Below are 12,879 nucleotides of genomic sequence, written 5' to 3' on the forward strand. Positions count from 1 at the left end.
TTAGTTGTTCCTCATGGTTTCTATGGATAAACATGACTGTACAAAAAAAGAATATTCGCTTTTTTATGTTTAGTTAAGTTCATTTTTAAACCAATTCATATCTCTCAAACGCCTTCCATAACCCATCTGCATCGACATGATTGGTGACATAATCAGCCGCTGCTTTTAAATTAGGTTGAGCATTCCCCATCGCTATCCCTACTTGGCAATACTCAATCATTTGCTTATCACTGGCCGCATCACCAAAGGCAAAAGTATGCTCCTTGCCGACCTGTAAATGATTCAATAATTGGTCAACGGCATGTACCTTATCCGATCCCAAAATGGCAAACTCGCCAAATTCCGGTTTTTCTCCGGTTGCTGACCACGTGTCTACTTTCAAATGATCACCAAACGTAGCTTTTGCTTCCGCCAGTTTATCAGGATGCAAACAAAAGCTGATTTTCGCTACATCATCCCGATACAAGTCTCCTCCGTAAATCATGTCGGGATAAATGGCTTGAAGCCGTTCTTGATTCTCTTTAGAAGCTTCTCCCCATAACTTCTCCGTCGTCTTTTCTAAAAAGTGCTCACAGGCAAACAAGCCATTCTTACTTTCTAAATAAAAGGCTATCCCTTGCTCCTGCATCCAATCGACGGTTTTGATCACATCTTGCTTTTCCATCATCAAATCTTGCAGCACTTCACCATTGTCTTCGATATACATCCCATTGCCACCAATCATGCCATCCAACCCAATATCCCATAGATGGCTGTACACCTCTGCCTTACTACGACCCGTGCTAAGGTAAACCTTATTCCCCTTTTTTCTTGTCGCTTGTACTGCTTCCATAGCAGACACTGGAATCTGGGTTTCATAGTTGACCAAGGTACCATCAATATCTAAAAAAATCACTTTCATATTATCCTCCTAGTCTCTGTCTTTATTATCATACTCTTGATGCCATGCTTTGATATAATCCAGTCTTTCTTTGAATTTTTTCTCATGTCCTTGATCGGTTGGCAGGTAATATTCCCGTCCCTCTAAGGAAGGCGGCATCGTTTTCATCGTCGTTAATTTCTCTTCTTGTTGATGGGAATACTGATAATCCTTACCATAGTCCAGTTCCTTCATTAAATTGGTCGGCGCGTTCCTGATTTGTAATGGCACTGGTTCATTAATCGATTCCTTCACATCTTTCCTTGCTTGCAAACGTGCAGTATAGACGGCATTAGATTTCGGTGCTAAGGACAAATAAATCACCGCTTCTGTTAAATGAACATCACATTCCGGCATACCAATAAAACGGCACGCCTGAAAAACATCCGTTGTGATACTTAAGGCACGGGCATCGGCAAGTCCGATATCCTCACTGGCAAAACGTAGCAGCCTTCTAGCAATATAGATAGGATCTTCCCCCGATTCCAACATTCGCGACAGCCAATAAATCGCCGCGTCCACATCACTATTTCGCATCGATTTATGCAAGGCAGAAATAATATTATAATGTTCCTCTCCATTTTTATCATAAAGAAGGGAGGTTCTGGTGATTAATTGTTGCAACTGATCTTCAGTGATAGCAATTCCCTCTGCTGTCTCCTCACTATTTAACACCGCCATTTCTAATGTATTTAAGGCACTTCTTGCATCCCCATTTGCAAATTTCGCAATAGCGGTTAAAGCTTGTTTCGTAATATCGATCTTTTTATCCCCGAAACCATCAGGATGAGCAATCGCCGTTTTCAAAAGATTGACAATGTCTTCGGTTTCCAATAGTTTTAAGACAAACACCTTACTCCTAGACAACAGGGCGGCATTCACTTCAAAGGATGGATTTTCCGTGGTCGCCCCGATTAAAATGATACTACCGTTCTCGACATAAGGGAGAAAGGCATCCTGCTGCGCTTTGTTAAACCGATGGATCTCATCGATAAAAATAATCGTCTTTTCGCCAAAATCGCGTCTGGATTCGGCTTCCTTCATCATTTGTTTAATCTCTTTTATTCCACTATTTACCGCTGACAGGTTAATAAATGTGGACTCGGTCTTTCGCGCAATAATCTCCGCCAAGGTTGTTTTGCCTACCCCAGGTGGTCCCCAGAAAATCAAGGAAGACACTTGATCGTTTTCAATGATATCCCGCAGTACTTTACCTGATCCTAGCAAGTGCTGCTGCCCGACAAATTCATCCAACGCTTTCGGACGGATTCGGCTAGCAAGCGGAGTGCTTTTTTTATTATCTTCTGAGAAAAGAGACTCCTGTTTCATCATGGGTCACCTCTTTGCATGAGAATTTTATGATAACTCCATTGTATCAAACGTATGTTTGTTTTGCATCTAATTAAATTGTTCAAAGTATTTGCCATGTGAAAATAACGGCCTTTTTTTCGAGTCTGACTCTTATTTTTGATCGTCATATCCCTATGTCCAACACCTCTCTCTATTGTATCGGAACAAAAAACGAATCCATTTTGCACCACTTAAGTGCAAAATAGATTCGTTAGGGGGGAGATATTCTCTATGTCATCGCAAATGCAGGTAATGAATCCACAAAAGCAGAGGCAGGTTTGTCCGCTTCTTCCTCTGTCACTAGGCAATCATTTAATGAAGCAATAATCTGATTTTTATCCATTTCACGGCCTATACAAACAAGTTCCGTAATGCGGTCACCGGCTGCTTCATCCCAATTATCAAACAGACCTGGATCATCTGCCTTTAATGCCGCTTGCTCCTCTTCGGAATAGCTTGCCAGCCATCTTCCAGCACCTTCTAAAGTCAGCATCGACCCGGCCTGTGATAAAAAGCCGGCCACATCATTTCTGGTGACTAACCAAAAGAAACCTTTCGCCCGAAGAATTTCATCTGGCCAATTCTCCAGCCATTCCTGAAATCGTCCAGGATGGAATGGCCTTCTACTTCGATAGACAAAGGAGCTAATCCCATACTCTTCGGTCTCTGGTACGTGTTCTTGATTTAACTCTTTGATCCAGCCAGCCCCGTGACTTGCCTCTTCCAAATCAAATTGACCGGTATGCAGCACTTGTAAAGGATCTATTTGACCAAATGTAGTGGGAATAATCTTTGCCTCTGGATTTAGCTTATAAAGTAAATCTTTTAATTCTTCCATCTCCTCACTCGACAGCTTATCTACTTTGTTTAACACAATCACATTGGCAAATTCGATTTGATCGACTAGTAAATCGACAATCCCCCGCTCATCATCATCCGATACATGTAATTCCCGGTCCAGCAGCAAATCCTCTGAGCGATAATCTTGCCAAAACTGCTGGCCATTGACTAATGTTACCATCGTATCCAGTTGGAAAAGGGCTTGTAAATCTATTCCTAATTCTTCATCGGCATAGACGAAACTCTGAGCGACCGGGATTGGTTCTGAGACACCGCTTGATTCAATCAAGACATAATCGATATCCTGCTTCGCCAGTTTTTCCAATTCGACGATTAAGTCTTCTCGCAAGGTACAGCAGATACAGCCGTTAGTCATCTCTACCATATTTTCCTCGGTGCGGATCAAACTACCTTCCTTCACCAACCTGGCATCGATGTTGATTTCGCTCATATCATTGACAATAACGGCTATTTTCTGTCCATGTTGTTCGGTAAGCAGGTGGTTAAGCATGGATGTCTTGCCCGCGCCTAGAAACCCACTCAAAACGGTTACTGGAATTCTTTTGTTCATCAATTATTCTTCCTTTCTTTCCTGATCCTTATAGACACGGCTCGGGGTCGCTCCTTCTTGAAACAAATACTTTCCGCTATATCCTTCTGTCGGCTGATCGACTTGTGCGATGACCAGCTGACAAATACGCATGCCCACCTGTAATTGCACAGGCACGCGATTCGCATTAAACAGTTCCAAGGTAATCTGCCCAGCAAAGCCTGGATCAATCCAGCCAGCATTTTGGATAAACACGCCTAATCTGCCGACTGAACTTCTGCCTTCTACAAAGGCGGTTAAATGATTAGGCAGCTTCACTTCCTCCAGTGTTGTGCCCAGTAAAAAGGTTTGCGGAGGAATTGTAATAAACCCCTCCTCCGATACTTGTATTTCCTTATACTTCGCTGGCTTGTCTACCGACAAAAACGGGGTAGAGATATCATCCACGATGACGAAATGTTCCCCCAGACGCAAGTCAATAGAAGCCGGCTGGATGCTTAATTGCTGAAAAGGGGCAATCGTCATTTGTTTGTCCTGTATCAATTGCTCAATCGTCTGTCCAGATAAAATCAATGGGTTTCCCTCCTGATTATGAAAGTCGCCAAGGGAATGGGTTTCTAAACTTGGACCAGTCTTCATCCATTTCAGATTCACTCAAAAGGCAATGCTCCAGATCATTTGTTATTTGGTCAACATCCAAATCCATACCTATAAACACGATCTTAGTATGACGATCACCATATTTTGGATCCCACAATGCTTTCACTTCCGGATTTTGACTTAAAATTTGTTTTTGTTTTTCTTTTGGTAAGCTGGCTACCCAATAAGCTAAAGGCTCCAATTCCACAGAAGGACCAGCTTGAGATATTAATAGGGCGACATCATTATGAGTAGCACACCAGATTACCCCTTTCATTCGAACTATTTCTTGAGGCAGGTTCTGGTACCAGCTCATCAATCGTTCGGTGTGGAATGGTAACCTAGAAGTATAAACAAAGGATCCAATTCCATATTCTTCTGTTTCAGGAGTATGGTTCTCGACTCTTGCATTTAGTTCTTTTAACCAACCTGCTGATTCACTTGCTTTTTCAAAATCAAACAACTTGGTATTTAGTATTTCCTTTGGATCGATGTTACTGTGTTGAGTACGAATAATTTTCGCTTCTGGTTGTAGTTTGCGAATAACTTGTTCCAGTTTCTGCAAGTCTTCTTCTGCTACTAAATCAGTTTTATTCAGTATCAACACATTACAGAATTCAATCTGATCGATTAATAAATCGGCAATATTCCGCGTATCCTCATCGGCTACTGCTTGTTTTCTACTTAACAAGGAATCACCGGAACCAAAGTCATGCCAAAAACGATTGGCATCAACCACTGTTACCATCGTATCTAGTTCACAATATTTGGTTAAGTCAATCCCCATCGTATCATCAATATACGAAAAAGTCTGCGCAACAGGCACAGGTTCACTAATACCTGATGATTCAATCAAAATATAATCGACGTCACCTTTTTGGACGAGCTTTTCAACTTCTACTAATAAGTCCTCGCGTAAGGTACAACAAATACAACCATTGGACATTTCTACCAGCTTTTCTTCTGTACGCGAGAATCCACCTTGCGTTTGGATTAACTCACTATCAATGTTTACCTCGCTCATGTCATTAACGATAACCGCTACCTTTAAACCTTCACGATTATGTAAGACATGATTTAATAACGTTGTTTTACCTGCGCCCAAGTATCCACTTAGTACAGTAACAGGAATTTTCTTCATTTATTCGTCCTCCTTTATATTTATGGGCTGCTTTGGACCAATGAAAACCCAGATCTACTACCCTATGTTAAAAAATATAATCCTACTGCCAAAAGGGCTGCACTTACCATACTGGTCAACATCTGTTTACCGCCAATCGAAAGCGATGTCTTCCAGCCTAGCTCTTTGCCAATCGTAAATAAGGTTACTAAACAAGCAGAAAGCGTAGAAGCCAAGTAAACCAGTATAAATATCTGACTAATCGACATATCCATTAAAAGACTCCCTTGTCCTTCATTTAAGACAAGCAAACCATCCTTTCTGATAAAAGAGAAGATTAAGCCCGGCGCTGCTTCTGCCGGCAAGGAAAACAATGCAAGCAATGGCATAGCAAGCCAGCTAAAAATGGATAATATGCCGATTGTATCTAAAACAGATGCCACCAAACAAATGACTAAGAAGATGGGCATCGCCTGCAATAAAAACTGTTTTATCACTCCTGAAAGCTTCCAAAAGAATGCCTTCCAATCTATCTTTTGTATATAAGGGAGCGGTGCTATACGTGTGAACTGATCTGCAGACTGCCGATTCCAAACTCTTGTATGGATCGCACCAACCAAAAATAACAGCAATATATAAGGCACAAATAGAAATGGTACTTGTGCCGCATTAAAAATGGATAACGTCGCTCCTATTTGATAGCTGCATGCCGAACCAAAAGCAATCAAGGAAACACAGGATATGCGTGTACAACTGCTGCATCCTCTGCTTTGAAAAACGGCAACGACATTACAGCCAAAGCCTGTGATTACCGGTAGTAAATCCCTTCCTGTTAACCCTATTTTACGAAGCCAAGGATCCAATGTAGTCGTGATGTGCTCTTGTATACCAATCTCTTCGGTTAGGCTTGTCATTACCCCGATCAACAGTACTACCGGAAAAGCCCACAGAAACGAATAAGAACCTAGCGTGATTAACCCGTAATCACCTATCAACATATTTGCTAGAAAATAGGGTGCCTGATCCAGTGTTGTAATGAGAGGATCAAGCACATATTGATCCACAATTGGTTCCAGCCAGGAGACCAATAGGTATGCGCCGATAACCGGAAGAGCAAACATTGCAAACAGGAAGAAACAAGCCAAGAGTGGACCTGCGATTGGTAAACGAAAAATAGGAAGTAATTGGTGGACATTTGGTGAAGAAGCAGGGAGAAAACGCATAATACTTGCAGTAGCTCCCCATACTTGAGCCTGTTTGATAGCACGCATGACTTCTTCCTGCACTGAGTCATCCATCTTTCGTGTATTTATCCAGACAACGGGTACCTGTAATAATTCCTGTACTCTATTTTGCTCCGCTGGGGATGGCGAGTACTTATCTCGATGTGTTGCCACGATGGCGATCTTTCTCCCTTTCAAATTTAATTCTGTTTGCAGTTGTTCCAATTCTTCTTTCAATTCCGTAGACTTCACGACTAGGAGAATTGTCTTTCCTTCTTGTAAGTGATCTAACGTTAGTTGAGTGTTATGGCTATCCATCTCAAATTGAAGACCTGGTAAATCGGTTAATTGGATGTTCCCATTTAAATGACAAGGCGCCTGCAAAGCAGATATGGTAGACCCTTTTACATTACTGGCTAATGCTTTTTTCTCACCAATCAATTGTCGAAATAAGCCAGATTTCCCTACTGATTCACAGCCTACTAGCAATACTTCTGTCCATGCCACATCAGCATACTCTGCTTGCTCTAACATTGGCATTTCTCCCCGCACATGGAAAGGTCGTTTAAATAGAAATTCTCCTGTTGATACGCCTCGATAACGGACAAATCTAAACCTAACTGTTCCCCTATTGCTTCCGCTATAACCGCAAACCGCTGGCGGAATTTATAAATATAACAAAAGATATGGTCGTTATGCCGTAGCTCAGGGCCAGTCAGAAACAATCCTGACGTCTCCACGGATTCGTCTGATTCATTCAGCAGCGCCTTATGATGTGTTCCACGTTTTACTAAGTTTTCAATAATCATCGTACTGCCCGCAAATCCAGTAGCTAGAATCGGTTTTTCACTGCTGAAATAGACGTCTCCGTCACTAGCAAAAACGTAATAGCCTTTCTCATCTGCTTCCAGCCATTCTACTGTCTTATGCCCCGCCAGCGTAAACCATTCAGAATCTAACAATGGATGAACTCGCTGATAGGTATAAGGGGATAAGGCAATACTAGGATCACTACTTTCTAATTCCCATGAATGGCTATTGGAAATTACTGTAACCTTTTTGCCAAGCTTTCCTAGTTGATAAGCTGCATCCATGCCACTTTCATAACCGCCAATAACGATAAAATCATCTCCAGTCAACTCCTCCCAAGAAGAAATATGACTATTGTGAATAGCAAACTCCGCTCCCGGAAATGGGTTCATATCTGGATATTGATATTCTCCCGCAGCCCAGACCAGAAAGCGACTTTGATAGACTCCCGATGACGTCTCCACAGTGAAAAGGTTGCCCTTTTTTTCAATATGCTTTACCTCTACCCCTCGTTTAATCGGAATCGAGAAATGATTGGCAATGACTTGTAAATAACCAGCATAATCCTTGCCGCTAGGATGTTCCATAGCAAGGGTATACGCCGGTGAAGTCTTTGGAACAATCGCATTCAAATCGGTCTGGCCAAATCCCCGTGCCGGAAAAGAGGGCGTAATAAACCGCATTTCCTCCGGCCAGCGTAAAAAGGACGCCCCTACTTCTTCTTTTTCTAAGACCAAATAGGACGAACATTCCATTTGTTGTAGTATAGAGGCTACACCTATTCCAGAAGGACCTGCTCCTACGATAATGACATCATATAGATTATCCATAGCAACCTCCTCATTCGAAATCATTACGATTTAAATCTTAAAAAGTTAAGCAAGGCAATATTGAAAACCGGTTTCCAGCTCCTTATTATCCAGCTGCTTTCCAATAAATACAACCTCACTTTGTCGTTTTTCATTAGGTGCCCATTCGTCTCCCTCTGTACCAGCGAAGAGCATATGCACGCCTTGGAATACCACTTTTCTATCCATCTGTTTGATATAAAGTACTCCTTTGTAACGATACAAGCTTTCCCCTTTCATCTGGACTAAATAGGCAAACCATTTATTCACCTTATCGATATCCAACGGACGATCTTCCTGTAAGACGAAAGAGGTAACTGGACTATGATGATGGTGATGGGTGTCTGTCAAGAGATCCGGATCCATGTTCAACGCATTTTCAACAGCAAAAGATTTCGTCCCGATTAATTCACTGCTGTCCACCTTGGCATTTGTCGTATAAAACTTTTTGGCATTTGGATTCATGCTAATTAATTGTTGTTTCAACGCTTCTTTCTCATCATTCGTAATAAGATCGATCTTATTGACCAGCAATTTATCAGCAAAGGCAATTTGTTGAGCCGGCTCTTCTTCCTCTAAATGTTGTCCAATATGCTTGGCATCTACCATCGTAATCACACTGTCAATCTCGAAGGACGCCGCGGTTTGCTCATCCATCAGAAAAGTTTGAATCACGGGAGCGGGGGTAGCCATTCCAGTTGTTTCGATCACAACACGATCGATTGTATCCTCTTGCTTCTGCAAATCGGCCAATAACCGAATTAAATCACCACGCACATTACAGCAAATACAACCACTGTTAATTTCCACAATTTCTTCGTTTGTGGATACCACCAGCTGACTGTCAATTGATGTGTCACCGAATTCATTAATAATAACAGCCGTCTTTTGCTCAGATAGATCGTGTAACAAATTGTTTAACAATGTGGTCTTCCCAGCACCTAAAAAACCGGTTAAAATCGTTACCGGAATCTGGGTATCTTGTACCAATGTTGTTCCTCCTTGCTCAGCCTATTTTAGGTAAAGTGAGACTGTTACTATATAAGTTGAACTTATAAATGTAACAAATATCTGTGATAAGTAAATCTTTGCTCACATTATTTCCTGATAATCTAGTTTGATCCATTCGTGTGAATGACCATTCACACGAATGGATCAAGAGCACCTATCGGATAATTCAACTTATATAGTTGGATTTTTGCTGCACAGGACATGCTAATGCTGGCGTTGTGGTCGTCGCAGCACTGCTTAGTTATAAAAACTCCTGCCTCAACCCTCAGAAGAAAACTCCAAACAGGAGACCCAATCTTTCATAGATCATTAGCATGCAACAGAGCAGCGGTCATCATTGCGACAGCCTTCCACTACATGACAGATTCTGTTTGAAACAAACCATTTACCAGCTCGACTTTTTCACACCAGGAATTTGTCCTTTGTGGGCATATTCTCTAAAGGCAATTCGGGACATTTTGAACTTTCTCATATAGCCTCGTGGTCTTCCGGTTACCTCACAGCGATTTTTTAGACGAGTAGGTGAAGAATCTCGTGGCAGCTTGCGTAGTGCCTCATAATCTCCCTTTTCCTTTAGTTCTCTTCTCAACTCTGCATATTGCGCCACCTTTTCCTGACGCTTCTTTTCTTTTGCGATTTTGGACTTTTTAGCCATGTTATTTATACTCCTTTCGATATCATATCTTCTATTGTTCATGCAAGCTTGATTCATTCAAAATAATGACGTATTGACATAGTATACTTGATTCTTCATCAAATGTAAATAGTAATTGTTTCGTTTTACATAGAGAAGTAGTCCATCAGCAAGTGGGCGTAATTAAAATGAATCTTCCACGAAGTCACTGATCACACCTATCGCTGCCTTGTTTCCCTCGCTGGCCGCAATAATAAGCTGAGGGGGACCCGAAGCATTATCGCCAGCCGCATAAATCCCTTTTATACTTGTCCGCCCGTAACTATCTGTTTGAATACCTCCCATTTCATTCATTTCTAAACCAAGACGCTCGGCAAACGGGGCAGCCTGCTGCATATCATAGGAAACAAACCCTGCCTCTCGTTCCAGCTCCTTGCCGTTCTTAAATTGAATTTTCTTTAATTGTCCATTTTCACTTTGCAAACGTAAAATCTCATCTTCCAACACTTGGATTTGTTTTTGTGCTAGTATCTCTTTTTCTTCTGTAGAGAGGGTTTCTTTTCCATTAGTGCATACCACAATATCTTTGTTCCAATTGGAGAACATTTTGACTCCATGAAAAACAGGTCCGCGCTCAGCAATATAGACTAACGGCGTATCCTTTAATTCCCATCCATCACAGAAAGGACAGGCAAACAAGCTGGTCCCATAGACATCATGAATACCTTCTATATCTGGAAGGACATCCTTTAAACCTGTTGCGAGTATCATGGTTTTGACCCTATACTCCTGATCATCGTTGGTTCGAATAGAGAACACATCTTCTGATGGGATAATATCGTTTACCCGTTTCTTTTGATAAGATATCGCATCATATTTATTTAAATCTGCGTGAGCTGCCTTTCTAAAATCAGCCGGTTGAATGCCATCCCTTGTAATAAAATTATGAGATTCCTGTGTTACCGCATTACGTGGGGTGCCATCATCCAATAACAACACGGTTTTCTTCCCCCTGGCTAAGACGAGCGAGGCGTTTAAACCTGCCGGACCTCCTCCAATAACAGCACAATCGTATAACATGACACTCTCCTCCTTATTAGCTTAGCGCAAAATGAATTCTACAAAAGCTGAATTCATTATATCGTAATCATTACGATTTGAAAAGTAACTTATCCTATACTTAAAATACGATAACTCAGTAATAGTTTCTCATATATATAATAATGAAAGAATTGTTAGGATGAATACATAAAAAAACCGTGCCTCTTCATATAGGAGGCACGGTTTTCGAATATCAATAGGGGTCCGCTTCATGTCCTAAATCTTCCGCATGCTTAGGAGCTTGTTCTGCATCTGCTGCACCTAATGGATTATGACTGGTTCCCTGCTTCATGGTTTGTGCTAAGCCTTCGCGCAGGCGCCGGCCATATTCTTCATCTGCTTCTTCCGCTAAGCTAATCATTTTATCCTGGATACGCTGATCACAAGTCGATAAATCACCGATCAAGTTGGCTAATAATTCATCCTTCTCCCAATCTTTAAACTGTCGAAAGGTTTGCCCAGCCTGTTTGGTATTGTCGTGGCGATCAATTGATTCTCTGACAAGATTCCCCTCTACATGAGGTGTGTATTCTTTCCCAACCTGCTCTGCTTCCTCCAGACCGCCTAATACAGATGGTTCATAATTTACATGGGGGTTTTGTCCCGGTGCTTTATCATTTTGTTGACGGAGTTGACCGCCTTCCTGGTTGGTTGCTACACGTTTTTTTGCGGCATTGACAGGAACTTGCAGGTAATTGGCCCCGACACGATAACGCTGGGTATCTGAATAAGAAAAGGTACGACCCTGCAGCATTTTGTCATCAGAAAAATCGAGGCCATCTACCAAAACCCCGGTTCCAAATGCAGCCTGTTCTACTTCGGTAAAATAGTTCTCTGGATTTTTGTTTAATACCATTTTTCCCACTGGCAGCCATGGGAAAGTATCTTCAGGCCACAGTTTGGTATCATCTAATGGATCAAAATCAAGTTCCGGATGGTCATCATCAGACATAATTTGTACGAATAGCTCCCATTCTGGATAATCTCCGTTTTCGATCGCATCATATAAATCCTGTGTGGCGTGATTGAAATTTTCACCTTGAATCTCTGCAGCTTCTTTAGCAGTTAAATTTTTAATTCCTTGCTTCGGCTCCCAATGATATTTGACGAGAACCGCCTCCCCATCCTGATTGACCCATTTATACGTGTTCACCCCAGAACCCTGCATCATACGATAATTGGCAGGGATTCCCCATGGTGAATAGATAAATGTCACCATATGGAAAGATTCTGGGGAATTGGCACAGAAATCAAAGAAGCGCTCGGCATCCTGGATATTCGTGACTGGATCTGGACGAAAAGCGTGAATCATATCGGGAAACTTCATTGCGTCCCGAATAAAGAAGATTTTTATGTTATTGCCCACAAGATCCCAGTTGCCGTCTTCCGTGTAAAATTTCACCGCAAAACCACGAGGGTCCCGGACCGTTTCTGGGGAATGGTTGCCATGAACGACCGTGGAAAAGCGGACAAATACCGGTGTTTGTTTTCCTTTATCCTGAAAAACTTTCGCTCTAGTATATTTAGATACTGACTCCTCACCAGCTGTGCCATATGTTTCAAAATAACCATGTGCACCAGCACCACGAGCATGCACAATACGTTCCGGCACCTTCTCACGATCAAAGTGACTGATTTTTTCAATAAAATCATAATTCTCCAACGTGGCTGGACCGCGATTACTGACGGTACGAATATTTTGATTGTTCGTGACAGGGTGTCCTTGGCGGGTGGTTAAGGTTTGATCATTCTCCTGACTCGCTGGATTAGTTGATTTCTCTTTTTCAGACATAGGTTGGGCCTCATTTCGTTATAGATTTCTTTCTTTAGCTTT

Annotated in this window: 11 protein-coding genes; all 11 read right to left on the reverse strand. The window is 41.8% G+C overall.

Going from position 1 to position 12,879, the window contains the following annotated elements; all coding sequences use genetic code 11:
• Nucleotides 1–85: 85 nt before the first annotated feature.
• Nucleotides 86–901, reverse strand: coding sequence for a Cof-type HAD-IIB family hydrolase (locus BN6556_RS01955; protein WP_066186458.1), 816 nt, complete (start codon nt 899–901; stop codon nt 86–88).
• Between the two features lie 9 nt (nt 902–910).
• Entirely contained in the window at nt 911–2,248 is a 1,338-nt protein-coding gene (locus BN6556_RS01960) for a replication-associated recombination protein A (protein ID WP_066186625.1), read from the reverse strand.
• A 250-nt stretch (nt 2,249–2,498) separates the two neighbouring features.
• Entirely contained in the window at nt 2,499–3,680 is a 1,182-nt protein-coding gene (locus tag BN6556_RS01965; RefSeq protein ID WP_066186462.1) for a GTP-binding protein, read from the reverse strand.
• A gap of 3 nt (nt 3,681–3,683) precedes the next feature.
• A complete protein-coding gene (dcd, locus tag BN6556_RS01970; protein ID WP_066186465.1) occupies nt 3,684–4,232 on the reverse strand; it encodes a dCTP deaminase in 549 nt (182 codons plus the stop codon).
• Nucleotides 4,233–4,248: 16 nt separating this feature from the next.
• Nucleotides 4,249–5,439 (reverse strand): GTP-binding protein, encoded by a 1,191-nt coding sequence (locus tag BN6556_RS01975; protein WP_066186467.1) that lies wholly within the window; start codon nt 5,437–5,439, stop codon nt 4,249–4,251.
• A 62-nt stretch (nt 5,440–5,501) separates the two neighbouring features.
• Nucleotides 5,502–7,175, reverse strand: coding sequence for a nucleoside recognition domain-containing protein (locus tag BN6556_RS01980; protein WP_066186469.1), 1,674 nt, complete (start codon nt 7,173–7,175; stop codon nt 5,502–5,504).
• Nucleotides 7,169–8,281, reverse strand: a complete 1,113-nt coding sequence (locus BN6556_RS01985) for an NAD(P)/FAD-dependent oxidoreductase (protein WP_066186471.1) — start codon at nt 8,279–8,281, stop codon at nt 7,169–7,171. The genes BN6556_RS01980 and BN6556_RS01985 overlap by 7 nt, the downstream gene beginning before the upstream one ends.
• A 45-nt stretch (nt 8,282–8,326) precedes the next feature.
• Nucleotides 8,327–9,289 carry a CobW family GTP-binding protein gene (locus BN6556_RS01990; RefSeq protein ID WP_066186474.1) on the reverse strand — a complete coding sequence of 321 codons (963 nt, stop codon included), beginning with the start codon at nt 9,287–9,289 and terminating at the stop codon, nt 8,327–8,329.
• 406 nt (nt 9,290–9,695) lie between these two features.
• Nucleotides 9,696–9,965, reverse strand: coding sequence for a 30S ribosomal protein S14 (rpsN, locus tag BN6556_RS01995; protein WP_066186476.1), 270 nt, complete (start codon nt 9,963–9,965; stop codon nt 9,696–9,698).
• 162 nt (nt 9,966–10,127) lie between these two features.
• On the reverse strand, nt 10,128–11,024 hold the full coding sequence (locus BN6556_RS02000; protein WP_066186478.1) for an NAD(P)/FAD-dependent oxidoreductase: 897 nt from the start codon (nt 11,022–11,024) through the stop codon (nt 10,128–10,130).
• 214 nt (nt 11,025–11,238) lie between these two features.
• On the reverse strand, nt 11,239–12,837 hold the full coding sequence (locus tag BN6556_RS02005) for a catalase (RefSeq protein ID WP_066186480.1): 1,599 nt from the start codon (nt 12,835–12,837) through the stop codon (nt 11,239–11,241).
• Nucleotides 12,838–12,879 lie beyond the last annotated feature (42 nt).

Origin of the sequence: Gracilibacillus timonensis (assembly GCF_900086715.1) — a bacterium.
Lineage (GTDB): Bacteria > Bacillota > Bacilli > Bacillales > Amphibacillaceae > Gracilibacillus > Gracilibacillus timonensis.

Coding starts and splice junctions, on each gene's coding strand:
- BN6556_RS01955 (WP_066186458.1), bottom strand. CDS start 901: ATGAAAGTGATTTTTTTAGATATTGATGGTACCTTGGTCAACTATGAA.
- BN6556_RS01960 (WP_066186625.1), bottom strand. CDS start 2,248: ATGAAACAGGAGTCTCTTTTCTCAGAAGATAATAAAAAAAGCACTCCG.
- BN6556_RS01965 (WP_066186462.1), bottom strand. CDS start 3,680: ATGAACAAAAGAATTCCAGTAACCGTTTTGAGTGGGTTTCTAGGCGCG.
- BN6556_RS01975 (WP_066186467.1), bottom strand. CDS start 5,439: ATGAAGAAAATTCCTGTTACTGTACTAAGTGGATACTTGGGCGCAGGT.
- BN6556_RS01980 (WP_066186469.1), bottom strand. CDS start 7,175: ATGTTAGAGCAAGCAGAGTATGCTGATGTGGCATGGACAGAAGTATTG.
- BN6556_RS01985 (WP_066186471.1), bottom strand. CDS start 8,281: ATGGATAATCTATATGATGTCATTATCGTAGGAGCAGGTCCTTCTGGA.
- rpsN (WP_066186476.1), bottom strand. CDS start 9,965: ATGGCTAAAAAGTCCAAAATCGCAAAAGAAAAGAAGCGTCAGGAAAAG.
- BN6556_RS02000 (WP_066186478.1), bottom strand. CDS start 11,024: ATGTTATACGATTGTGCTGTTATTGGAGGAGGTCCGGCAGGTTTAAAC.
- BN6556_RS02005 (WP_066186480.1), bottom strand. CDS start 12,837: ATGTCTGAAAAAGAGAAATCAACTAATCCAGCGAGTCAGGAGAATGAT.